This window comes from Arcicella lustrica (assembly GCF_034930985.1).
Classification (GTDB): Bacteria; Bacteroidota; Bacteroidia; order Cytophagales; family Spirosomataceae; genus Arcicella; species Arcicella lustrica.
Genome location: NZ_JAYGIM010000013.1, coordinates 122,916 through 148,605, shown reverse-complemented (window position 1 = coordinate 148,605; position 25,690 = coordinate 122,916). Strand labels below are relative to the sequence as shown.

Here is a 25,690-nt window from a genome sequence, read left to right as displayed (position 1 = left end):
TAGAGCGATTGTTTTAATCGAAATTTAGTGATTTCAGCAAACATTACCATTCATGAATGGAATTAATATCAGTCTTTTATTACTATTGAGGGAAATATTTCCCTCAATAGTAATCTTTAATGTATTTTACTTCTTAGCGTCAATATCTTTTAAAAGCGTATCTACTGCTACTTTCAATTGTTCGTCTGTTCCTTTAGCAATCCAGTCTGGAGTATTTTCAACGATAATGTCAGGAACGGCAGCGCCTAGCTCTTGGTTTTTATCTGTTGTTTTGGTGTACCATCCTCTTCCCGGTAGTCTTACAAAAGAACCATCCATTAAAGATTTCCCTCCTGTAGAAATTACTGAACCATTGGTTGGTAAACCTACTAATTTACCAATACCTAAAGATTTATAAGCGTGCGAGAAGATTTCTGCATTAGAATAACTTCCTTCATTACAAAGCGCAATTGAAGGTTTTGTCCAAGCGGCATAAACCAAACGCTCGCCGATTGGATAATACTCTCTGAACTTCTTCTTATCCTTTTCTAAATCGGCACTTGCTCCTCTTGGAATGGTATAAGCGTGTTGTTTATAGTTCAGAATCGTCATTAAATAGTCGGTTGTCGAACCGCCACCATTATAACGAACATCTATCAAGATTCCTTCTTTTCCATAACCAGCAGCAGTAAATTCTCTTTCTACTACTTCGAAACTTGGGAAATCCATTCCTTTGATGTGGATATAACCTAAACGACCATTAGAGAATTTCTCTACTAATTTCTTTCTGCTCTCAACCCATTCGTTGTATAAATTATCGCTGATACTTTGAGTAAGACGAACCACTACTTCTCTGTTTTTACCACTTGCATCGTTAACATTTAAGAGTACTTTTTCGTTAGCCAAGCCACTTAATAAACTATAAAAATTCTCGCTTTCACTTACTGGCTGTCCATTTACAGCCGTAATCACTTCTCCTTCGTTGATTAGACTCTTACTTTTAGTCACTGGCGTTTCTGGAACTACGTGGTTTACCTTCATTCCTGTTGCCGTTGGAATCAATTCTGTTCCTAATAAGCCCGTAATTTCTTTTTGTGTCTCCGCACGGTCGGGTGCAGTTAAACCCATGTGGCTTGAGTTTAATTCACCCAATAGTAAATTAAACATATCTCTAAAATCATTGGAAGTACTGGCATTGATACAACGCTCTTTGTATTTATCATGCAATTGTAGCCAATTATTTCCGTGAAATTTAGGGTCGTAAAAACCATCACGAATAGTTCTCCACGCTTCTTCAAATACTTGTGTACGTTCTGCCAAATAATCAATTTTCATTTTGGCAACAAATGGCATCGGCTCAGATAATCCAGTTTTCACATCAACACGAGAAAGTCCACCGCCCATTTTTGTATAATAAATGTACTTGCCTTCTTTATCGAGTGTCAAACTATTTGGATTACTTCCACCTTTGGTAATTTCTTTTAATTCTTTGCCATCCCATTTAATACTGAATAAATCTCTTCCTTTTGCCGAACTACTTGTGGTTGTGTAAAAGAAGGTTTCACCATCTTTTGAAATCACAAATTCACTTTCATTGCCTGGGAAATTTGTTACTTGTACTACTCTTTCATGAATATTATCAAAATCAATCACAATTGGTTTAATTCCTTTTTTGTCTGGTTTTGCATCTGCTGCTGGTGCTTCTTTTTCTTGCCAATCTTGTGTTTCTTTTTCCCAGTCTTCTTTTTTCAACCAAACAAACCAAACGTCTGCACTACGAGCAGCACTTCTTTGCGAAACAAATCCTAATTTAGAACCATCGGCACTCCAAAACGGATTTCCATCACCACGTGGGTGCATTGTTACGTTGACAGGCTTGCTTGAATTATCGGCAGTTCTGATAAATACTTCTTGGTTAAAATATAAATCTTCTTGACTATAAGCCAAGTATTTGCTGTCTGGACTCCAAGCAATATCACTTGGATTATTCCAGCCATCGCTTAGAACTTTCTCATTCGTCAACTTCCCATCAGTACTGATGTCGGCTACTATAAAAGTTCCTCTGCCTTTAATGTATGCTATTTTCTTATTATCTGGTGAAACTACTGGTGAAGATTCATCTTCTGTTGTTTTTGTGATTTGTGTTACTTGATGTTTCAACGATTTAAAAATATTACGTTCCGAAGCATCAGATGAATTCACCAAATACAAATCAAAATTGCCATTGTTTCTATCACTTGTGAATAACAACGTTGAATCATTCAACCAAGTAGGAGCAATATCACGGAAAGCGTGTTGAGAAATATTGATACTCTTTGTTTTTTCTTTATCTGCTTCTTTGATAAAAATCTCACCACGAAGGCTATACGCTAGTAATTTGCCATTTGGGGATACTTTGTATTCTTCTAAGCCTGTCGCAAAAGTTTTTTGTTCAGCGGCATCAAAACGTTCGTCTGCATTGATGTTTACATTAATTTTTGCAACCGAACCGCTCGCTACATTGTAAGTAAAAAGCCCCATCTCTTTTTCAAAAACAATGGTATTGCCATCTTTTGAAATACTGAAATGACGAATAGATTCATCCTTGAATTGTGTTAATTTTTTAGGAGTACCTTCTGCTTTTCCGTCGCCAAAAATTTTGATTTGATAGAGATTATACGCACCATCAACACTGCTCAAGAAGTATAACAAACCATTTTTTCCCCATTGTGGAATAATATCGTTGGTTTCGAACAAAGCAATTTTGTTAAAGCTTTTTGCTTTGGTATTATAAATCCAGATGTCTCTGTTCGAGCTTCCATTATAAGCTTGACGAGCAACGGGATTAATGTCTCCACGTACAAAAGCAAGCAAATTCCCATCAGGAGAAAGTACTGGGTCGAAACCAACAGCATCAAGCATTCTTGATTCAGTTCCTCCTTTAGCACTGATTGAATATACTTCTTGTGGGCGTTCAATTTGCTTAAATTCACGGCTGGTCGAGAATAAGATTTTATCTGTCTGCGTCCAACTTGCTACTAAATCCTGACTAGAATGAAATGTTAAACGTTTTGGTAAACCGCCTGTTGAAGGCATTACAAAAATATCATTATTGCCAAAGCGTGTGCCTGAAAAGGCGATTTGTTTGCCATCAGGACTAAAGATTGGATTACTTTCATAAGCCTCGTGAATGGTCAATCGGGTGGCATTTCCTCCCGTACTTGGTACTGTCCAAATATCACCTTGATAAGAAAAGGAAACGACAGAACCATCATTGTTAATACTTGGCTGACGAAGCAATAATGGACTTTGTGCCATTGTATTGCCTGCCGAAAGCATTGCAAAAAATAGAAAAAGATGCTTTTTCATGAATAAGAAATTGTTTGATGAAGATTTAAACTACAAATAAGTAATAATTTGCTAAAATATTCAATTATCAAAAGATTATTCGCCAAACAGCATTTATAAAACTATGTTTGTTTAGTAATAATTTAACATGATGAATTTCAAAGCAAAATATCTTTTCTATTGGGAAGGGAATAAAAAAAGAATAGCAAAATAATTTTTTCAATTAAGGATACCATTTTTCTGACCAGCAATAAAGCATTCCTGATTAGGAACAACATTTTCCTGTATAGAAAAAAGGCATTTTTAAAAAGAAAAATAAAATACGAGTACAAAAAAAGTACTTTGCTTTATGTCTCTGTTTTCTTGCAGTTCTATAAATCTTTAAATCCTAAAATCTATGCAATTAGCGTCAAAAGAAAAGTTAAATATAAGCACAAAAAAATGAGCTATCCATCTCTGAATAGCCCATTTTTTAATATCTAAAGTATTGAAGTGCTTGAAACTATAATCTTGCTTCTTTTGTCTTGCCTCTTATATCTTCAAATCCTAAAGTCTCCCCAAAAAATCTTGCTTCTTGTGTCTTGCCTCTTCCGTCTTTAGTCTCAAATTTGCATAATCAATAAATTCTTCAAGTCCAAAATCCTAAAGTCTCCCCAAAAAAATCTTGCTTCTTGAATCTTGCCTCTTCTGTCTTCAAGTCCTAAAGTCCATTAACGATTACAGCCCTTACAAATTCCCTGTACCAACAAATTTGTTTCCACACGTTTGTAGCCTTCTGGAAGGATAAAATTAGGAATCACCACATGGTCTAAACAAGTAGTCAATCCGCAAGCTGTACATTTAAAATGCACATGGTCGTGATGATGCGTATGGTCTCCTGCATGGCAATTATCCTTACAAAGTGCATATTTTACACCACCCTCATCATCCAATACTTTATGAATCAATCCTTTATCAACAAACGTTTTTAGCGTTCTATAAACCGTTACTCTATCAAATTGTTCCGTTAATTGCGCTTCCACGTCGGCATGAGCAAGAGCGTGTTCTTTACTCATGAAAACGTCCAGAATACCTTCACGACAATCAGTCTGGCGAAGGTTATATGTTTTTAATGTATCTTTTATCGCTGGTTTCATTCTATCATCATTGCATTGTCAAACTGCAACTTTACTAAGTTAGCATAAATTCCTTCATCAATCAAAACCAATTCATCATGCGTTCCTTTTTCGGCTACTCCACCATCTTTCAACACATAAATAGTATCGACATTACGAATGGTAGCCAAACGGTGAGCAATAATAATGGTAGTACGGTCTTGCATCAAACGGTCTAAAGCATCTTGTACCAATCTTTCAGATTCCGAATCCAGAGCACTTGTTGCTTCATCCAGCACCAAAATGGCAGGGTCTTTCAAAATAGCACGAGCAATTGCAATTCTTTGACGCTGACCACCCGAAAGCTTCACGCCACGTTCGCCGACGATGGTTTTAAATCCTTCTGGAAACGAATTAATAAACTCTAAAGCATTCGCTTTTCTGGCTGCTTCAATCACTAAGGTTTCATCTGCTTCTGGATTTCCATAAGCAATGTTTTCATAAATTGTTCCGCCAAAAAGCATTACTTCTTGAGGTACAATGGCGATGTTTTTTCTTAAATCAGTAATATCGAAAGTATTGATGTTTTTACCATCCACTAAGATTTCACCTTTTGCAAGATGATAATAGCGCATCAACAATTGTACAATCGTAGATTTTCCTGCTCCTGAATGACCTACCAAAGCTATTTTTTCACCTGATTTTACCGATAAAGAAATATCTTTCAAAACAGGCATATCTGGACGAGAAGGATATTGGAAAGCAACATTGCGATACTGAATCTTTGGTGTTGCAGTACTTGAAGCTTCTGTTTTAGTCACTTTGATTGGAACGGTAATGTCAGTAATTTTTACTTCAGATTCTTCTCCTAAAATTTCTAAAATACGTTCAGATGCACCTACTGTTTTTTGAATTTGTGCATACATATCACCCAAGCCACCCACAGAACCACCAATGAAACCTGTATAAATAATGAACGTGAAAAGGTCTTTGAACACTAATTCGCCTTGTAAAACCAAGTTTCCACCATACCAAACTACGCCCACAACACCACCAAACAATACAAAGATGATAAAGGAAATAAAACCACCTCTGAATGTAGCGGCTTTCAAAGCATAATCAACTACTTTTTGTACTGACAAACCATAGCGATGTGCTTCAAGGCTTTCGTTAGTAAATGCTTTTACGACGTTGATAGATTGCAAGGTTTCTTCAACGATGATATTGGTAGCCGCTAATTCGTCTTGTACTTTCTTCGCATTTTTACGGATGAATTTTCCGAAAATAATCGCCGAAACAACTAAAAGTGGGAAAGTCAACAACATGAAAAGCGTGAGCTTACTTGATAAAAACGAAATCAAGATAATACCGCCAATCAATGTAAATATTTGGCGGAAAAGTTCTGCCGAAGTAATAGAAAGAATATCTTGTAATTGAGAAACGTCGGTAGTAATTCTACTCATTAATTCACCAACACGATTTTTCTCGAAAAATGGTACTGGCAAAGTAATAATTTTAGAATAAAGTGCATTGCGGAGGTCACGCATAGACTGCTCCGATACTCTTGTGAAAGTAATTACTCTAAAGAATGAGAATACTGATTGAAGAATCAACAGCCCCACAAAAATTAAGGTTACTTCATTTAAGGTGAACTTTGGTGCTTCATGAAAAACATTTTGCAATTTGTCTGCTACCATTCCACCACTTATTCCTGTACTTGCATTTGCCATTTGGTCTGGTGAAACAATCGCCCCAACCATTTGCCCCATTAATAAAGGAATACTCATGGTGGTGATTTGAGAGAGTATCAAAAACACGAAACCTATGGCAAATGTGCCTTTATAGGGAAGGGTAAATCTGAAAATCTTTAAAGCTTTTTTGAAACCTTCTTTGCTTACTTTTTTCTTATCTTCTGGAGAAACTCCTGCTCCAAAACTGCTACTGCGCTTTGCCATTATTGGGTTTAATTATTAATTAGCCTTCAGCCATCGGCTTTCAGCTTTGAGTCAAATGTATTTACTTGCTTTAGGCTCTACGCCATAGGCTAAATGGTATGTGTTTTCTATTTGTTTTGTAAAACCTATAAGGATTTGAGAATAAATCTCTCATTAATAGATAATTATGTAAATCCTTATAGGTTTAAAAAACTACGGCTTGTAAAAAATCCCCAATCCGAAATCCTCAATCCCAATTCGAACATCATTCTTCGTCAGGTAATCCTTTATAATTTGATTGTTCAAAAATTTTCTGAGCATCTGTTTGCTTCATTAATTCTTGAATCGTCAGTTTTTCGTTTTCATCAAAGTACTTTCCAACAATTCGCCAACCTAACCAACGACCAATAGCTCCTGGGCAAGATGCTCCAATTTCTGCCGTTACTGGTCTTTCCATGATATACTTTGCTTTGATGGGAGCATCGTTGGTATAGAGTAATTTATTATCAATAAAATGCGCCCAAATATCTTTTTGAAAGGTATAGCAGTCAGTCAATTGTAAGTCAGAATAACCAATAAACAAACTATCTGCTTTAGAGGGCATCATTGTATGACCGAAAACATAACTTTTACCATACCAAACCATATCAGCCAATAACGATTTTTCAGAAGGTTTGGTTGCATTGTATTTGGCAGAAAGTAAAAGTACAGCTTGTGGCACAATGGCATTGGGTGCGGCTTTCCTTAATTGATAATCGTAGATGTCTGGCAGGAATTTGCCCTTCTTTCCCATGAAATAATCTAGTCCAATAATAATTAATGAGTCCGAAATCATTAATTCAGGACTACTTAGTACATCTTGAGCAAAAAAACCTGTAAAAATTGTAATAATTTTAGGCTCTTTAAAGTCTGGGTAGTAATATTTGAGATGCTGAAAAGCTTCTTTGAAATCATCTTCGAGCTGAGTATTTCCGAAAAAAGCTGGTTCTTGAGACTGTTTATAAAAATCTTGAAAAGCTTGATTGGTAATAACTGGCAATAATCTTTCCGCTAATTTCTCAAAGTCTTGGGGTAAAACCTGAAAATAAGTACTGGTGAAGCTTTTGTGTGTATTGAAAAAATTTATGAGCTGATTTTTGTCTTTGCATGCAAGTAATTCTTTGTCAAGTCGTTGAATAGTAACATTTACTTGTACCTTACTTACATCAGGGTTAGAAGCTTCATTTCCTTCAGAAGAACAAGCAAAAGCCAGACTTAAGATGAAAATGGAGATACAATATATTTTTAATTTTAGAAGCATAAGCTTTTGGATTAATAGTTTTACCGCAGTCAGCCGTGTTTTAATGGGAAACAACTTATTTAACAATACAAAATTATGAAGAAAAACGCATTCTTAGTCCTTTTTATTCTGTTGATGGCATCCAGTGTCTATTCTCAGAATTATGGATATGGTTCCAGATACAGCAGTGGCTACCGTAGTGGTTTGTATAAATTAAAAATTGGCTTCAAGTTTTCCCCGAATATTACGCTCAATGAAGTAGAAACTTCTAAAGATTTCAGAGACTTAGATGCTTCGGGCATTAACTTGAAAATGAGCTTAGGCCCAATCATTGATTTTTACTTTGCCGAGAAATACGCTTTTAGCACAGGTTTATGGTACACCGTTAAAGGCGAAAGCTATTCGGTAGGGAATAATTTTTATAATAATGATTTGTTTACGGAGTATCAGCTCAGTACTGATGAACGTGTTGGCAACAAAGCCGCTTTCAATTTACAATACTTACAAGTACCTGTAACGCTAAAGATTTTTAGTGATGGTGTTTTTTCAGATACGCCTGTGTACTTGCAATTCGGTGGAATATTTGATTTGAAAATCGCAGAAAAACCAATCGACAAAGCGAGTAATCCACTTTTTCAATATAGTCAAAGAGTAGGTAACCAGCCCAGTATATTTAACATGGGCGATGTTGGTTTATTATTAGGTTTAGGATTTGAAAAAAGAATTAGCGGAGGAGATGATTCTTTTATTTTTGGCATACAATATCAAAGAGGACTCACAGAAATCAATAATACCAAAGCGTATAAAGATTTAATCACGAAAAATGGTTTAATCTTACTTGATTTAGGCTTGAAGTTTTAGAACTTTTCAGCCTTGAAATCAATTACTTTTTTACCTTTCATTTTTACAAGATAAAGATTGTCGTATTCTGTATCAGGAATGATTTTTAAATCAAATTTCACGCCTAAAAATCGAATAACTTCTGGGACAGTATTAGAATGTCCGATGATTAAAATGTTTTTACCTTGCATGTTATCCTGCTTGATTTTATCGAAAAAGTAAGCAGTTTTAGCACTGTAAATAGCCGTATCTATTTTTTGATTGATTCTTAAAGAATCTCCAGTTTGTTGTACTCTTAAGTATTCTGTAGCGTAAATTTTAGCTATTTTTTCATTAGCTAATCGCTTGGCTAAAACTCCTGCTCGTTGATGTCCAGCAGTATTTAAAGGACGAAAATGGTCATCACCTTTATATACTAAATCTTTCTCGGCATGACGCACTACAAAAATCGTAGATTCTTTCGCACAAGAAGATAACAATAAGGCAATTCCAAAAAAGAGTATCAGTTTTTTCATTTCATCAAGCTTTTTTGATTATTTATTCAAAGATTTTCTTTTAATCCGTAAATAACAATTTGGGTTGTCTGGAAAATATTTCAGCGTAAATCTACGGGAAATATTCCCTATAAATTTACGCTGAAATTATTATTGTTGCCTGCAATTACTTAAACTCAATTACTTCTGGCATTAAAGTCATTAAGCCTTCACGAGCTTTCAAATCTTGAATTTGTTTTACGTAAGGAGCTAATTCACCAAATTGAGCTTTCATAATTTTAGCTTGAACAGCATCCTCTTTTTTGTCGAAAATCTCTTCAAAGAAAGATTTTGGCTGAGGATAAAATTTTGCTTTATAGTCACCTTCTTTCAATTTCGCCTTTTTAGCCGCAATTTTAATAGCATCTTCTAAACCACCTAACACATCCACTAATCCATTTGATTTCGCTTCGATACCCGACCAAACGTGTCCGCCAGCTAATGATTTCAGTTTTTCGATACTCATTTTTCGTCCTTTTGCCGCTTTAGAAGTAAAGGTTTCATAACCTGCATCTACACTTCTTTGAAACCAATCTTTTTCAAAATCAGTCATTTCACGAGTAACAGTTGGAAAATCAGAGTGAGCGTTGGTATTTACACGGTCATTAGTGATTCCCAATTTGTTTTTCAAGAAATTCTCAAAGTTGAAAAACTGCGCAAAAATTCCGATTGAACCCGTAATCGTTGTTGGTTCTGCCACAATTGTATCAGCAGCCATCGCCATATAATAACCGCCTGAAGCTGCATAATCAGCCATTGAAGCGATTACTGGTTTTACTTTTCTCGCTAATTCTACTTCTCTCCACATCACATCAGAAGCCAATGAAGAGCCTCCCGGACTATCAATTCTTAATACAATAGCTTTTACTTTTTTATCATCACGAGCTTTACGCAATTCAGCAACCCAATCATCCGAACCAATATTTCCTTTATCAGCTTTTGAACCAATAATAGCACCTTCACCAACAACTACCGCAATTTTATTTTGTGTATCGTTGAAAGGAATCGCAGATTCAGCTTTTAAGAATTTAGCAAGACTTACAAAATCAATTTTATCTTCAGATTCTTTCTTTAATTTCTTTTTGAAATCGGCTTCAAATTCATCGTAATAACCAACATCCGTTACCAATTTTGCCGCTAAAGCACCTTTAGGTTTATAAGCGATTAATTCATCTGCTACTTTTTTCAATTCAGCCACAGTAATATCACGAGAAGCAGCGATTTGTCCGAAAATATGGTCGTTGATGCTATTTAACAAAGAAGAGTATTGTGCTTTGTTGGCATCACTCATGTTTTCACGGAGATAAGGTTCAACAGCAGATTTGTATTCGCCTACTCTGAAAACGACTGGCTTGATGTCTAATTTATCCAAAGCACCTTTGTAGAAACTTACTTCTGCACTGATTCCGTTGAAATCCATTCCGCCAGCTGGATTCAAATAGATTTTATCAGAAACAGATGAAACATAATATCCTTTTTCCGTAAAAGATTCACCGTAACTATAAATGAATTTCCCAGATTTTTTGAAAGCTAAAAGTGCATTACGGATTTCTTCAAGTTGAGCGTAGCCAGCTTGAGGATAATGTGCTTGTAAGTAAATGCCTTTGATATGACTATCAGCAGCGGCACGTTTTAGGGCTTCTCTGATTTGTACCATTCCGATACTTTCATTATTATCCATGAATGGACCACCTAAATCTTTGAAAGGATTTTCTTCATCACTTACATTTTCTTCGATGGCATGATTGAGGTCTAATTTTAAGACAGAGTTATCTTTAAGAGTTATGTCTTCTTGAGAAGCACCCACAGCCGCTGCAATACCAATAACAAGGATAAAGCTAACGATGGAGAAAACAATTAACCCAACAATAGTAGCTAAAACATATTTAAGAAATTGTAACATGAGTTTTAAGTTTTGGTTTTTTAACGCTTACAACTTACAAGATTAATCAAAATTCAGATAAGTCGTAAACCCAAAAATAATTTGACTTGTTTCCAAAAAAAAGTTTATGTGTTCAATGGAGAATTGACTTGATAGGAGGGAGTAATGTAAAGTATGCTATTTCCCTAAGTTGAATTCTCCCAACTATCTACCCTTTTACAGCTTTACTTCCTACCTTTGTGCTATGAATTATTTATCAGCAGAAAATATCTCGAAAAACTACAGCGAACGTTGGTTATTTCGTAACATAAATTTTGGTATCTCGAAGGGAGATAAAGTAGCGTTAGTCGGACAAAATGGTGCGGGTAAAACTACTTTAATGAACATTTTAGCAGGTTTGATTCCTTCTGACGAAGGTACAGTAAGTATCCGCAAAGGCATTTCGGTTGGGTATCTTTTCCAAAACCCTGATTTTGACGAAAACCTTAGCGTTATGGATACACTTTTTACAGGTGATTCTCCAGCTAACCAAGCCTTGAAAATGTATGAAAGGGCAATGGAAAATCCAGAAGATTCTGATTTACTGTCGGACGCTTTGGAAATGATGGACAAACACGATGCTTGGGATTATGAAAGTAGAGTAAAACAGGTTTTGGGAAAATTGGGAATTCATGATTTTGAACGCAAAATTTCTCAACTTTCTGGTGGGCAACGCAAGCGTGTGGCAATGGCAAAAGTATTAATCGAAGAACCAGATTTAATGATTTTCGATGAGCCTACCAACCACTTGGATTTGGAAACTATCGAATGGCTGGAACAAACGCTTTCTGCACAAAATATTACTTTGCTTTTGGTAACGCACGATCGTTATTTCTTGGATAGAGTTTGTAATAACATTGCTGAATTAGATAACGGAACGATTTATCCGTATCGTGGAAACTATAGTTATTTCTTGGAGAAAAAGGCAGAACGTGAGGCTTCGGAAGCTGCAAGTATTGATAAAGCAAAGAATACTTTACGTACAGAATTGGAATGGATGCGTCGCCAGCCAAAAGCTCGTGGCACGAAAGCTCAGTACAGAATTGATGCTTTTCATGAACTGAAAGAAAAGGCTTCGCAAACTAAAGATGATTCTAAAGTAACCTTGAACGTAAAAATGTCTCGTCAAGGAAGTAAGATTTTGGAAATTGAAGGATTGAATAAAGGTTTCGGAAATCAAAAAATTGTAGAAGACTTTTCATACATTTTTCAACGCAAAGACCGTATCGGAATTATCGGAAAAAATGGTATTGGGAAATCTACTTTCTTGAATATGATTACCCAAAATTTACAACCAGATTCTGGAAGTATTACTACGGGCGAAACCGTTGTGTACGGTTACTATACACAAGGTGATTTGGATTTCAAACCGGGCGATAAAGTAATTGATGTTATCAAAGATATTGCTGAGGTTGTTACGGTCGGAACGGGCGAAACTATTTCAGCAAGTCAGTTTTTAACGCACTTTAAGTTTGAACCGAAAGTACAATATGCGGCGGTTGATAAATTATCAGGGGGAGAAAAAAGACGTTTGCAATTGATGAAAGTACTCATCAAAAACCCAAACTTTTTGATTCTTGATGAACCTACCAATGACCTTGATATTCAGACGTTGAATATCTTAGAAGATTTCTTGATTGCTTTTGGTGGTTGTTTATTGTTGGTTTCTCACGACCGTTACTTTATGGATAAATTGGTTGAACACCTTTTTGTTTTTGAAGGCGATGGACAAATCAGAGATTTCCCCGGAAACTATACCGATTACAGAGAATGGTTGGAAGAAAATGAAATTACTTTAGGCGAAAAACCGAAAGTGAAAAGCGAACCAGTTTCTACGAATAATCATAAATTAGAACCTTCTGTTCAGATTTCAACGACGAAAAGAAAGCTTTCTTTCAAAGAACAAAAAGAGTATGATGATTTAGGAAAAGCCATTGAAAAATTAGAAAAGAAAAAGGCAGAACTTACTGAAAGACTCAATAATGGCGGTAGCTACGAAGATTTGACAGCTTGGGCAAAGCAAATCGAAGAAACCACCAACGAACTTGACGAAAAAGAATTACGTTGGTTAGATCTTTCAGAGTAATTTGAAATGTTATTTATTTCATTTCTATTGAGCGAATTATTCACTCAATAGAAATGAAATATTTTTTTGCCACTTATCTACTAAATTGTACTAAATAACTTTCTACCATTTCCTCCGAATCTTTCGCCACTTTGGCATCTCTCAATGCCAATCCTAATCTTCTATCCAGAATATCTTTACTGGTCATTGCCATTTCTTCTTGAATCACATAGACAATTTCTGCTTTGATAAATGGATGATTGGGATGAATTAATGCTTTTAATTCTGGTTGATTGTCGGTTAGTTTTAATACTTTTTCAGCGAATACACCGTATTTTTTCATCAAATGCTGCGCAATTGCTGGCGATACTTGATATTGTGCTGAAAGCTTTTCCCAATCTTCAAAACGATAATCTTCGGCTCCATGCAACAATTGATGATCTGAAGTACAAGTAACAGGTTCTTGTTGCCAAAGATGTTCATAAATTTGGTCGATGGTATCTTTTGCCATTAATCGGTAAGTCGTCCATTTTCCGCCCATAATGCTGACTAATTGACTGTTTTTATCAATTTCTACTTCATGGTCACGGACGAGTGATTTAGTATCTGAACTCTTTTCGGCCTTTCCCAACAATGGTCTTTGTCCTGCAAAACCACTGGTAATTTCTGATGGACTTACTTCTTTTTCTAAATAACGATTTACGTAGCTTAATAAATAAGGTATTTCATATTGCTCTAAATCTGGATTTTCAGAAAGTTTATCTTCCTCATCGGTTGTTCCTACCAAAAGGTGGTCTTGCCAAGGAATGATAAAGAGTACTCTACCATCATCTGTTTTTGGGACTAAAATGGCGGTTTCATTCTTCATCAAAGAAGCTGGGAGAACAATGTGCGCTCCACGACTTACTTTCATTCTTGGTTTTAATTTTGGATTTGCCATTTTACGAACATGGTCAGCAAATGGTCCTGTAGCATTGATAAATACTTTTGATTGAACAGTGAAAGTCTCACCATTTAAAGTATCCTTGAAATGAAGCTCCGTCAATTTTCCAAGATTATCTTTTTCAAAGCGAATGGCTTCGGCATAATTCAAGATTGTTGCCCCTAAAGTTTCTGCTTTTTGAAGTATTGCCAAACAGTAACGAGCATCATCCAATTGCCCATCATAATATAACACTGCCGAAGTAAGGTTTTCTTTCTTTAATTCAGGAATTGTTTTCAAGGCTTCTTTGCGAGATAGCCATTTACTTGCTCCAATGCCATGATTTCCCGCAATCCATTCATAAAGTTTTAGTCCGATAGTTAAATAAATGCCTTCTATCCAAGTATAACAAGGCGTTAATAAAGCTAATGGACGAGTAAGGTGTGGAGCGTTTTTTATCAGCGTATCTCTTTCATGCAAACTTTTCTGTACCATTTTGTATTGTTCCCAATCCAATTTTTTAACAGCTTGCTCCAAGTAACGAACGCCTCCGTGAATCAGTTTGGTGGACTTTGAAGTGGTTTGTCCAGCAAAATCATATTTGTCAATTAATAATACTTTTAATCCTCTCAGGCTTGCATCCAGCGCAATACCTGCTCCCGTTGCTCCTCCACCGATAATACATAAATCAAATTGTTCTGTAATCGAAATTTTTCTTAACTGTTCTTTACGATTCATAATGGAATTGTTACCTGATGATTCACAAATATACCAATAAATGCTAATGTCAAAGATTATTAAAAATATAAGATATTCAACAAAAAAAAATGCTTTATTGAAGTATCATACCTTTGATAATATTCTCAAAATCAATAAAATTGATTTGAGAAAAAACTAAAGTATAAAAACAAATAAAAGGCTCATCTACTTACAAAATTGTAAATAAATGAGCCTTTTACAGATAAAATTATTTTAACTAAGAAGAGATTGGTAAATATTGGTTAGTATTTCAAGGGTTTAATTATCATCTATTTACAACAAATAACAACTTAGCTTAAACTATATTGAGTGCTTATTGATTAAAAAATAACCATTCTATTGCTTTAGGAAATTCTTTGCCCCATTGATCTTCGTTATGTAAGCCTTCTGGTTCATAAGAAAGATTGATTTCCGTTTTTCTAATGCCTTGTCTTTGAAAGGTTTGTTTCAGTTTCTCAACATTTGGAAGCATCATTGTTCCTTCATCGCCACCAGCATAAATATAAATATTGGTTGGTAAATGAGAGATAAAATCAATGGCATCAAAATAAATATTGGGCGAAACCCAAAGCGACGGAGAAAATACCATCAATTTCCCAAATACTTCTGGAAACATCAAACCTGCATAAATACTGATTAAGCCACCTAAAGAACTTCCGCCAATACCTGTGAATTCACGTTCTGGCAAAGTTCTAAAATTGTTATCAATATATGGTTTTAATGTTTTTGAGAGAAACTGTGCATATTTTCGTCCCTGACCTTTTCCCATTTTTGGGTTATTGTACGGAGAATACTCTTGATAACGTTGTTCGCCACCATGTGCTACAGCCACAACAATCACATCGCCATGACCACGAGCAGCCAAAACGGCTAATTGTTTATCAATACCCCAATTACCAAATTCAGAACCACCCCCAAATAAATTTTGGGCATCTTGTAAATAAATTACAGGATAATGTTTTTCTGATGTTTCGTAATTATGAGGAAGCAAGATATAAACAGCACGCTTTCTATCAAACTGAGGAATTTCAAAAGCATCTGAAATCAAGCGAATTTCTGGCATTAAATCTCCAGAAAGATTTTCGCCGTCTAATCTCCAGTGTGGTACAAAATCTTTTAAAACGCCTGTTCTTACTTTGGCAATTCTGTTTGCTGTGGGTTTACCAAATTCATCTAATTCTACTTGATTCCATCCGCCTTTTGTATATTTATACTCAAAGCTTTCAGGCAATTTAATGGTATCTGGTAACTTCAATATGTATTTTCCGTCTTCAACTTTGTTTAAACGGAACTCTTCTTTATCTGGAAGCCATTCGTTGAAACTGCCTGAAATATAGACAGGGCGATTATCTTCAACGGGAGTGGTTAGTTCAAAATATAAAACACTTTTACTCATTCTTGAATTGTTTGTCGAACCGCAAATTTAACTAAATAAAGTATGATATTTAGCTTTCGAAGGACGGATTTAGAACATCTGTTCTCTTTTTTGTGTTGAATGGACACAAAATAAGTAAGAGTGATGAATTATGAATGATGATTTTTGAATTTAAAATATTGATATGCTGGTGGTTAATTATAAAAATGGCGCTGAATTTTCATTGATAACTTATAATAATAGTCAAGAAAATCGAAGTTGAAATTTTCACTTTACCCTAAATCAGACCGTTAAAACTCACTCGCTCAACACATATAAATCGGCTAAATTTCTGCCCAATCCATCGTAATCTAAACCATAACCCAACACAAATTTATTTTCAATTTCGAATCCAATGTATTCAATCTCAATTGGTTGTTTCAATGCTTCTGGTTTTTGGAAAAGTGTTGCTACTGACAAAGAACTTGGATTTTGTGCCAACAATTGCTTTTTGATTTCAATCATCGTCAAACCAGTATCAATAATATCTTCAATAATGATAATATCACGATTTTCGATACTTTCTGACAAGCCCAAAATTTGATGTACTTTACCCGTAGATTCAGTTGCTTGATATGATGAAACTCTCAGAAAAGTAATTTCACAAGAAACCGTGATGGATTTCATCAATTCGGCGGCAAACATAAATGAACCATTCAAAATGGCTAAAAACAAAGGTTGTTTTCCCGCATAATCTTGATTGATGGATGAAGCGAGTGCAGTGATTCGCTTTTCTAAAACACTTTGTTCAATGAATACTTCAAAATGTTTGTCGTGTACTTGTATCGTGGATTTCATAAATACTTGATTGCTAATTTGTAAAAATACGCTAATCTAAAGAGCTAGCCAAATAGTTTAGAAAGCATTAAGCCCTCCCGAAAACAGAATATCTATGAACATAACACTTTTTAATAATGCTTTTCGTTGTATCATTCGTTAGAGCAATACTTAAAATTTCCTTAAATTTACATCCAGAAAAGACAATCATCCATGAAAAAAATATTTAATTTTTCGATTTATATAAAAGTATTCCTCTTGTGCTTTCTGATGTTTTCGCAACAGCAAATCGCCAATGCACAATGGTGGAAAGATACTGAAAAAGCAGAACAGGAGCGTTCAAAAGGAATGCTTTTGCTAACGGCTGAAGTTCAGATTGAAGCTACGCAGGCAATCAATCACATGTATAATTTTAAGTTTTACGAAGCCGAGCGTGAATTCAATTATTTGAAAGTAAAATATCCAGAACATCCACTGCCTGATTTTTTATTGGGCTTAATGGAATGGTGGAAAATTGTGCCTAATACCGAAAATGTAATTTACGACGAACGTTGTATTGATTACATGGATAAGAGTATTGAAAAAGCAGAAAAAATTTGGGATGATTCTGAAAACCCAGAAGCGGCTTTCTTTATGGCAGCAGCTTATGCTTTTAAAGGACGTTTACATTCTGAAAGAAAACATTGGACGAAAGCTACTTTTGCTGCAAAAAATGCCTTGAAATATCTCGACCGTTCAAGAAGTTTCTCTGATTTTAGTCCAGAATTAATGTTTGGCGACGGATTGTATAATTACTATTTTCATTATGTAAAAGAAAATTATGCCATGCTTCGTCCAGTACTTTGGTTGTTTCCAAAAGGCGATAAACCAAAAGGAATCAGTCAGTTAGAAAAAGTGAGCTATAATGCTTTTTACACTCGTACAGAAGCCCGTTACTTTTTATTACAAATTTATGGCATGGAAAACATGAATGAAAAAGCCTTGAATTTGTCGAAATACACTTATGAAACTTATCCCGACAATCCGTTCTTTCAAAGATTTTATGCAAGAAGTGCTTTTGTAGCGGGTAGAGTAACGGAAGCCAAAACGATTGCCAAAAGTATTCTTCAAAAAATCGAAGAACATTATCCTGGTTACGAAGGCGTAAGTGGTAGATATGCCGCTTATATTTTGGGTTATTATGCCATGAATTATGATAGAGATGCCCAAGAAGCAAGAGCTTATTATCAAAAAACGATAGATTTTGCCAAACAAACTGGTTCTACCAATTCAGGTTATTATTGGTCATCAATGATAGCTTTAGGAAAACTCGCTTCGCAAGAACAAGATTATGATAAGGCAATTGAATACTTCAAACAAGTAATTGAAGATTCGGAACGTAAATCTTCGCAAAGAGAAGAAGCCAAAAAACTATTAACGGAAGCGAAAAAAGCGAGAAGAAAGAAAAAGTAATGATTCACTCATGATAAAATCTTTCATAGATTTACTACAATATAAAGCTCCGACGCAAGTCTGGGCTTTTATTTTTTAATGCCTATTCCTCCAAATTTGTGATGAATTATTTGGGAAGTCTCATCATATTTGTCTATATTTAAAATTCATAATTATACAAATAAATGTACTTCTCGCTCTGTCCAGCAACTTTTATCGTTGAAAATTCATTACCTCTACTGTATTTCAAAACATTGAATCTATTTAACATATCATGAAAGTTTCTACTTCTCAACCATTTCAAATCATTTATTCGATACTCAGCCACGAGTACCTCGGATACCTCTTTGAAGCTTTTATTGTTCAGCTCGACGATAAAGAAGAACTAACTTTATTGAACCAAAATGTTTCAATAAAAAACATCAACGAGTTTGCGCACGGTTTAGATAAAATTGATTTACAACTCGTAAAACTGATAAATTCTCTTCAATCAGAAAATATTTATAAAAAATTTGTAGGCTCAAAAAAACGCTCTGTCGTCGATTTTTTCTTGAAAGTATATGACCCACAAAAGGGAGAAAAAGCTTTGCAAGAAATGATTGCTGTTTATGTAGAAAAAGTAAAAGCAGAAATGTTGCCTTTGTTGCTTGGAAAAAAACTGTTCATCATGGGCAGTGATGGTAATCCGATTTGGCAACAAGTAGAAGTATTACCCGAAAAAGCAACCGTACTTTTTCATTTCATGAGAAATACCGACAATACACATTATTTCCCTACGATTAAATATGCAGGTTCTAAAGTGGATTTTCAATATAAAAATGCCTTTATCGTTTGCGATGAACCCGCTTGGATTATCATCGAAAATAAACTTTACCATTTTGCTAAAGAAGTAGATGGCAAGAAATTACGTCCTTTCTTACAGAAACGATTTATCGTTATTCCTAAAACGTTAGAAGAAGATTATTATCGAAAATTTGTTTCATCAATCATCACCATGTTTGATGTTTATGCAAAAGGTTTTGAAATTCGTTCAGAAGCATACTCAGGTATTCCAATTTTGAATCTTGCCGAAAATAAAAGCCTTCAAGCTGTACTAAGCGATAATGATGAAGCTGATTTTCAGAAAGATGAAGACATAGAATTATCAATAAGCTTGGCTTTTCAGTATGGAGAATATGCTTTTAAGTTTGATAGTTTTTCAACTGAAGTAAATGTAAGCATGGAAAAAAAGGGTGATGACTACGTTTTCCATAAAGTACGAAGAGATTTAACCTTCGAAAAATCTACTTTGGCAATGCTTGATACTTTGGGTTTAGAACTTAAAAATGGTAAAATGATTTTACCAAAAAGTGAAGCTTTTGCCTGGATTCAGAAGAATTATCATGCCTTAACCGAAGCTGGTTTTGCCATAGAACAAAGTGTAGAAGACGATGGCAAAAAGTATTTCTTGGGTTATTCAAACATAGAAGTAAATATTACTGAAGGCAACGATTGGTTCGATATTAATGCCATTGTCCATTTTGGAGATTTTGAAATACCTTTTCTGAAACTTCGTAATTTGATTTTACAGAAAAAGAAAGAATTTACCTTACCCAACGGAGAAATTGCAGTAATTCCCGAAGTTTGGTTTACACAATATTCCGAACTATTTGCTTTTGTAGAACATCACACAGAAAGAGACGGCTTTATTCTGAAAAAGCATCATCTTTCATTGGTGCAAGATTTACAAAGTGAATCGTTGGCGACGGCAGTACTCAGCAGGAAGTTAGAGAAATTAAGAGATTTCGATGAAATCCATGCTTATGATTTGCCGAAAGGTTTCAAAGGAAGTTTGCGTCCATACCAAAAAGCGGGTTACGATTGGATGCGTTTTTTGAACGATTACCATTTTGGAGGTTGCTTGGCAGATGATATGGGTTTAGGAAAGACTGTGCAAACCTTAACCTTATTGCAATCGCAAAAAGAGCAAAAAATAGCACAACCAAGTTTATTGATTTTGCCTACTTCTTTGATTTATAATTGGGAAATGGAAGCCCGTAAGTTCACGCCTGAACTAAAAATATTAACTTATACAGGTACTTATCGGGATAAAAACATTGAAGTATTTGATAATTATGATGTTGTACTGACAACCTACGGCATTATCAGGATTGATATTGATTTACTGAAAAATTACCGTTTTAATTATGTGATTTTGGATGAATCGCAAGCGATAAAAAATCCTTCTTCTTATATCACCAAAGCGGTAATGCAATTGAATTCAAAGAATCGCTTGGTACTTACTGGAACGCCACTTGAAAATAGTACGATGGATTTATGGTCACAAATGACTTTCATTAATCCGGGATTGTTGGGTTCTCAGCATTTTTTTAGAAATGAATTTCAAGTTCCGATTGAAAAAAAGGGAGATGATACGAAAATCCATCGTTTGTATTCAATCATCAAACCTTTTATGTTGCGAAGACATAAATCGCAAGTAGCAACAGAATTGCCTCCGAAGATAGAGAGTATTCATTATGCACAAATGTCGGAACAACAAGAACGTGAATACGAAGAAGCGAAATCTTATTTTAGGAACTTGATTTTAGCACATATCGACGAGCAAGGAATGGCGATGTCGCAAATGATTGTGCTACAAGGTTTAACCAAACTGAGACAATTGGCGAATCATCCAAGAATGGTTGATACTGAGTATGAAGGAGATTCTGGGAAATTAGAAGACGTGATGGATAAGTTGGAATCTATTTTAGGAAAAGGACATAAAGTGTTGATTTTTAGCCAATTTGTAAAACATCTTGACCTTTTCAGAGAACGCCTCGATAAAGAAGCTCGTCCTTATGCTTATTTGGATGGAAGTACTCACGACCGACAAGCACAAGTAGAGAAATTCCAACAAAATGAAAACATACAGATTTTCTTGATTTCGTTAAAAGCTGGAGGTTTGGGACTTAATCTTACCGCTGCCGATTATGTATTCATTTTAGACCCTTGGTGGAACCCTGCAATTGAGGCACAGGCCATCGACAGAGCGCATAGAATTGGGCAAGTAAATACAGTATTTACTTATAAATTCATTACGAAAAATACCGTTGAAGAAAAGATTTTGGCATTACAACAAAGCAAACAACGCCTTGCCAATGAATTAATTACGACAGAAGAAAGCTTTGTGAAATCTTTAACCAAAGACGATGTTTTGGCTTTGTTAGAGTAAATTTTTCTTTTTCTCCGAACTAACCAATTTGTCAAATTTCATTTTCATGAAATACGTTAAAATCGTTAAAATGATTGTGATAATAATTCCTTCTTCAAGGTAATTAGCACTTGTATTGGCAGGTGCTGAATACCAAACATAAATTAAAAAGGCTATCAAGATAATTTCTGCAAAGAAAAACACAGATAGAATCCCGACGATAAGGGATAATAAAAGAGGTCTTAGTTTATCGAAAATTGATTTCTTTTTTTCCATTTTTCAAAAAAATAGGCGGATTGAAAACCCGCCTTATGTGATTGTAATAAAGTATTCTTTAGAAGAAAAATCCACCAACACGTAATACCAACGGACTGCCGTAAGGAGAATTATACTCTTTGTAAGTAAAATTGTATAAGGCTGTAATCTGAAAACCGCCAAAACCAACGCCAATTCCAGCTAAAGTTTGAACAGGATACTCATACGAATTCCCAGCTTGTTTGTAATAATACTTTTGCAATTCTGCTTGAGCAAACATATTAGAGGCAATATCATCTAAAAAATGTAAACGATACTGTCCGAAAACTCTTGGCCCATATTGATTTAGCGAAGCAAAGTTTCTTTGTTTGTAATATTGATAGTCAACCGCAACACCAACGATAAAATCATTAGTAGCTTGATAACCAACCATCGGCGAAATACCAATTACTGTTGGGTTTCCGAATTGCAAACCGCCAAGTCCGCCACCAAAACGTATTCTTTGGCTAAAAGGTAAATCTCTAACATCTTGTTCTTCGTCTAAATCCCGAACAGAACTATCTTGTTTGATAACAACAGGAGCTTGTGAATAAGAAGTAGTATAAGCAGTAATAGAGATTAGAATGATAAAAAGTAATTTTTGCATGGTTATATTTTATTTTTTCTTAGAAACGTTGATAGAATCTGCTAATTTAACGCAAAGATTATCTATTTTCTTGTAAAGCACGAAACAATCTTTTTAGAAAACTTGTCTACAAGTAAATAGGTTTATTTTCTTGCCTCTTTTATCATTATTTGATTGTTGAAAAGCCAATTTTCACAGTTCAGAATTTCTTATCTTTGTTTCATGAACAATACCGAAATCATCAACCAGAATCATACTGCATTTGAAGACCTTGACCCTAAACGTTTTATCATCATCAAAGGGGCAAGAGTAAATAATCTGAAAAATATTGATGTTGCCATTCCTCGCAACAAACTGGTCGTGATTACGGGTTTGTCGGGTTCTGGGAAATCGTCCTTGGCTTTTGATACACTTTTTGCCGAAGGGCAACGAATGTACGTTGAAAGTTTAAGCTCTTATACTCGTCAATTCTTAGGGCGAATGGAAAAACCTGATGTCGATTATATCAAAGGAATTTCGCCAGCCATTGCTATCGAACAAAAAGTTTCGAGTAAAAACCCACGTTCTACCGTAGGAACTACTACTGAAATTTATGATTATCTCAAATTACTTTTTGCGAGAATTGGAACAACGTTTTCGCCCATTTCTGGAAATGAAGTACGGAAAGATACCGTTACAGACGTCGTGAATTATTTGTTTACAAAAGACGAAGGACAAAGAGTAATGGTGTTGTCGCCACTTTACTTGAAAGAAGGACGCAAGCTTTCAGAAGAAATGAAAATTTTACTTCAAAAAGGCTATACTCGTATTGTGGTTGATGGTGAAACCAAATTCTTAGAAGAACTTTTGGATGATAAAGCAGCACTTAAAAATTTGCCTGCGATAGATTTATTCAGTAATAATTATAAAATCCTCATCGACCGTGTGGTGATAAAAAAAGAAGCCGACGGACAACCAGAGGAGGAAACGCAATTTCGTCTTTCGGATTCTATTCAAACGGCTTTTTTTGAAGGAAATGGTACTTGTTTCGTCGAAATTGTAGGGGATGAAACGAAAGTATTCTCCGACCGTTTTGAAGCCGATGGAATTGTTTTTGAAGAACCTTCTTTGAATTTACTCAGCTTTAACAATCCTTATGGTGCTTGTAAACGTTGTGAAGGTTTTGGTAGAATTCTTGGACTCGACCCTGATTTAATCATTCCCGATAAAGGTGTTTCGGTTTACGAAGGAGCGATTGCTCCGTGGAGAACCGATAAAATGAGCGAATGGCTGATTCCATTATTGAAAAATGGTGCAAAATTCGATTTCCCAATTCATCGACCTTACAAAGATTTAAGCGACGAGCAAAAGGAATTACTCTGGACTGGAAATGAATATTTTCAAGGTCTGGATGATTTCTTTGCGATGTTGGAAAAAGAAACGCATAAAATTCAATACAGAGTAATGCTTTCACGCTATCGTGGGCGAACTACTTGCCCAGATTGTAAAGGTTCACGTTTGCGAAAAGATGCAGGTTATGTGAAAATCGAAGGAAAATCAATCATTGATTTGGTACTTATGCCATTGAGTGATGTTAGCGATTTCTTCAAAAATCTTGATTTGCCTGATTATCAATATGGTGTTTCTAAAAGAATTTTAGTAGAAATAGAAACTCGTTTAGAATACATGGAGAAAGTTGGTTTGGGTTATTTAACACTCAATCGTTTGTCTTCAACACTTTCGGGAGGTGAATTTCAACGCATCAAATTGGCTACTTCTTTGGGTAGCGCTTTGGTGGGTTCAATGTATATTTTAGATGAACCATCTATCGGTTTGCATCCAAGAGATACCCAAAGATTGGTTTCTGTTTTGGAGTCTTTGCGAGACATGGGCAATACTGTAATTGTCGTAGAACACGAAGAAGAAGTAATGCGTGCGGCTGACCAAATTATTGATATTGGTCCAGATGCTGGGAGTAATGGTGGAAAATTGGTTTTTCAAGGAAACTGGGAAACCATTAATGATATTGAAGCGAAAGCAAAACCAGAAGCTGGATTTTCGCACACGATTAATTTTTTAACAGGACACGATACCATAGAAGTACCAAAATTCCGTAGAAAATCAACCAGTTTTATCGAAGTAAAAGGGGCTTACGAGAATAATTTAAAGGATGTTAGTGTGAAATTTCCTTTGGGAATTTTGATTGCCGTAACGGGTGTAAGTGGTTCTGGAAAATCAACTTTAATTCGTAAGATTTTATATCCAGCTTTGGGGCGTCATTTGGGAACTTATACCGATGAAGCAGGTAAATATGCAGAAATCAGTGGAAGTATTGGCAAGATTGAAGCCGTAGAAATGGTTGACCAAAATCCGATTGGAAAATCGTCTCGCTCAAATCCTGTTACATACATCAAGGCTTATGACCAAATTCGCTTATTGTATTCTGAACAACCAATTGCCAAAGCGAGAGGTTATAAACCTGCGCATTTCTCGTTCAATGTAGAAGGTGGGCGTTGTGAAACTTGTCAAGGCGAAGGATTTGTGACGATTGAGATGCAATTTATGGCCGATGTAAAATTGAAATGTGAGTCTTGCGGCGGAAAACGTTTTAAACAAGAAATTTTAGACGTAAAATTCAATGAGAAAGACATTGCAGATATATTAGACATGACGGTCGATGAAGCGATTGAACTTTTCAAGAAAGACCAAGCCAAATTAGCCGACAAATTATTGCCACTCCAAGAAGTAGGCTTGGGCTATGTAAAATTGGGGCAATCGTCTAATTCACTTTCGGGCGGAGAAGCCCAAAGAGTAAAATTGGCAAGTTTCTTAGGAAAAGGAAACCCGAACAAAGGCAAAACACTTTTCATTTTTGATGAACCTACCACAGGTTTACATTTTCACGACATTAAAAAATTATTGAAAGCCATTAATGCTTTGGTAGAACAAGGAGACTCCGTCATTATCATTGAACATAATATGGAAGTGATAAAATCTTCAGATTATATCATCGACTTAGGCCCAGAAGGTGGAGAAAAAGGAGGCTTTGTTACCTTTGAAGGAACACCCGAACAAATGACGAAGATAGTAGGCAATTATACGGCTGACTTTTTGAAAGGAAAAATCTGAACTATCTTACACATTGAAACTTTATGGCGGTAAAGTTAAAATGGATTAGTTGTTCTGTTGACTAGTGTTAATGAGTTGCTGTTTTCTGATTAATTTTTGATAGGTTAGTGTTCTAAGCATACCAATTTTAATCTTTCGTTTCAGTGCGTCTGTTTCTGATTTGTAAGTGTTTTGTCCTTTCAATAATTCTTCGACGATATTAGTTACTAAGACTTCAACGGATTCTGCTGTTAGCAT

Annotated in this window: 17 protein-coding genes; 5 read left to right on the top strand and 12 right to left on the bottom strand. The window is 35.3% G+C overall.

What is annotated here, in order from left to right:
- Nucleotides 1-126: 126 nt before the first annotated feature.
- The 4 genes from VB798_RS17230 to gldB all read right to left on the bottom strand — a co-directional run bounded on the left by VB798_RS17230 (nt 127) and on the right by gldB (nt 7,634).
- On the bottom strand, nt 127-3,327 hold the full coding sequence (locus VB798_RS17230) for a S41 family peptidase (RefSeq protein WP_323260569.1): 3,201 nt from the start codon (nt 3,325-3,327) through the stop codon (nt 127-129).
- A gap of 689 nt (nt 3,328-4,016) precedes the next feature.
- Complete coding sequence (locus VB798_RS17225) at nt 4,017-4,442, bottom strand: Fur family transcriptional regulator (protein ID WP_323260567.1); 426 nt, start codon at nt 4,440-4,442, stop codon at nt 4,017-4,019.
- Nucleotides 4,439-6,355, bottom strand: a complete 1,917-nt coding sequence (locus VB798_RS17220; protein ID WP_323260565.1) for an ABC transporter ATP-binding protein — start codon at nt 6,353-6,355, stop codon at nt 4,439-4,441. Before VB798_RS17220 ends, VB798_RS17225 begins: the two co-directional genes overlap by 4 nt.
- A 244-nt stretch (nt 6,356-6,599) precedes the next feature.
- On the bottom strand, nt 6,600-7,634 hold the full coding sequence (gldB, locus tag VB798_RS17215) for a gliding motility lipoprotein GldB (RefSeq protein ID WP_323260563.1): 1,035 nt from the start codon (nt 7,632-7,634) through the stop codon (nt 6,600-6,602).
- A 75-nt stretch (nt 7,635-7,709) separates the two neighbouring features.
- On the opposite strand from gldB, the gene VB798_RS17210 reads away from it, so the two are divergent.
- On the top strand, nt 7,710-8,474 hold the full coding sequence (locus tag VB798_RS17210) for an outer membrane beta-barrel protein (protein WP_323260561.1): 765 nt from the start codon (nt 7,710-7,712) through the stop codon (nt 8,472-8,474).
- Here VB798_RS17210 and VB798_RS17205 read toward each other — a convergent pair.
- Together VB798_RS17205 and sppA are read right to left on the bottom strand one after the other, a co-directional pair.
- The gene (locus tag VB798_RS17205; RefSeq protein WP_323260559.1) at nt 8,471-8,968 is read right to left on the bottom strand and encodes a SixA phosphatase family protein; all 498 of its coding nucleotides are present in this window, start codon (nt 8,966-8,968) and stop codon (nt 8,471-8,473) included. The genes VB798_RS17210 and VB798_RS17205 overlap by 4 nt on opposite strands.
- A gap of 145 nt (nt 8,969-9,113) precedes the next feature.
- Nucleotides 9,114-10,889: a signal peptide peptidase SppA gene (gene sppA / locus VB798_RS17200; RefSeq protein WP_323260557.1), complete on the bottom strand. Its 1,776-nt coding sequence runs from the start codon at nt 10,887-10,889 to the stop codon at nt 9,114-9,116.
- A gap of 223 nt (nt 10,890-11,112) precedes the next feature.
- On the opposite strand from sppA, the gene VB798_RS17195 reads away from it, so the two are divergent.
- On the top strand, nt 11,113-12,993 hold the full coding sequence (locus VB798_RS17195; protein ID WP_323260555.1) for an ABC-F family ATP-binding cassette domain-containing protein: 1,881 nt from the start codon (nt 11,113-11,115) through the stop codon (nt 12,991-12,993).
- A 73-nt stretch (nt 12,994-13,066) separates the two neighbouring features.
- Here VB798_RS17195 and VB798_RS17190 read toward each other — a convergent pair whose 3' ends face one another.
- The 3 genes from VB798_RS17190 to hpt form a co-directional block, all read right to left on the bottom strand.
- Complete coding sequence (locus VB798_RS17190) at nt 13,067-14,632, bottom strand: glycerol-3-phosphate dehydrogenase/oxidase (protein ID WP_323260553.1); 1,566 nt, start codon at nt 14,630-14,632, stop codon at nt 13,067-13,069.
- A 334-nt stretch (nt 14,633-14,966) separates the two neighbouring features.
- Nucleotides 14,967-16,049: an alpha/beta hydrolase gene (locus VB798_RS17185; protein WP_323260551.1), complete on the bottom strand. Its 1,083-nt coding sequence runs from the start codon at nt 16,047-16,049 to the stop codon at nt 14,967-14,969.
- Between the two features lie 276 nt (nt 16,050-16,325).
- Nucleotides 16,326-16,865, bottom strand: coding sequence for a hypoxanthine phosphoribosyltransferase (gene hpt, locus VB798_RS17180; protein WP_323260549.1), 540 nt, complete (start codon nt 16,863-16,865; stop codon nt 16,326-16,328).
- A gap of 192 nt (nt 16,866-17,057) precedes the next feature.
- Here hpt and VB798_RS17175 point away from each other — a divergent pair, with 192 nt between their 5' ends.
- The gene (locus VB798_RS17175) at nt 17,058-18,296 is read left to right on the top strand and encodes a tetratricopeptide repeat protein (protein ID WP_323260547.1); all 1,239 of its coding nucleotides are present in this window, start codon (nt 17,058-17,060) and stop codon (nt 18,294-18,296) included.
- Between the two features lie 253 nt (nt 18,297-18,549).
- Nucleotides 18,550-21,486, top strand: coding sequence for a DEAD/DEAH box helicase (locus VB798_RS17170; protein WP_323260546.1), 2,937 nt, complete (start codon nt 18,550-18,552; stop codon nt 21,484-21,486).
- Here VB798_RS17170 and VB798_RS17165 read toward each other — a convergent pair.
- Both VB798_RS17165 and VB798_RS17160 read right to left on the bottom strand, forming a co-directional pair.
- The gene (locus VB798_RS17165) at nt 21,478-21,741 is read right to left on the bottom strand and encodes a hypothetical protein (RefSeq protein WP_323260544.1); all 264 of its coding nucleotides are present in this window, start codon (nt 21,739-21,741) and stop codon (nt 21,478-21,480) included. The two genes, VB798_RS17170 and VB798_RS17165, sit on opposite strands and share 9 nt — an antisense overlap.
- Nucleotides 21,742-21,799: 58 nt before the next feature.
- Complete coding sequence (locus VB798_RS17160) at nt 21,800-22,366, bottom strand: hypothetical protein (protein ID WP_323260541.1); 567 nt, start codon at nt 22,364-22,366, stop codon at nt 21,800-21,802.
- A gap of 201 nt (nt 22,367-22,567) precedes the next feature.
- Between VB798_RS17160 and uvrA the strand changes: the two genes are divergently transcribed.
- Complete coding sequence (gene uvrA / locus VB798_RS17155; protein ID WP_323260539.1) at nt 22,568-25,453, top strand: excinuclease ABC subunit UvrA; 2,886 nt, start codon at nt 22,568-22,570, stop codon at nt 25,451-25,453.
- Nucleotides 25,454-25,498: 45 nt separating this feature from the next.
- Here uvrA and VB798_RS17150 read toward each other — a convergent pair whose 3' ends face one another.
- On the bottom strand, nt 25,499-25,690 hold the full coding sequence (locus VB798_RS17150; protein WP_323260537.1) for a hypothetical protein: 192 nt from the start codon (nt 25,688-25,690) through the stop codon (nt 25,499-25,501).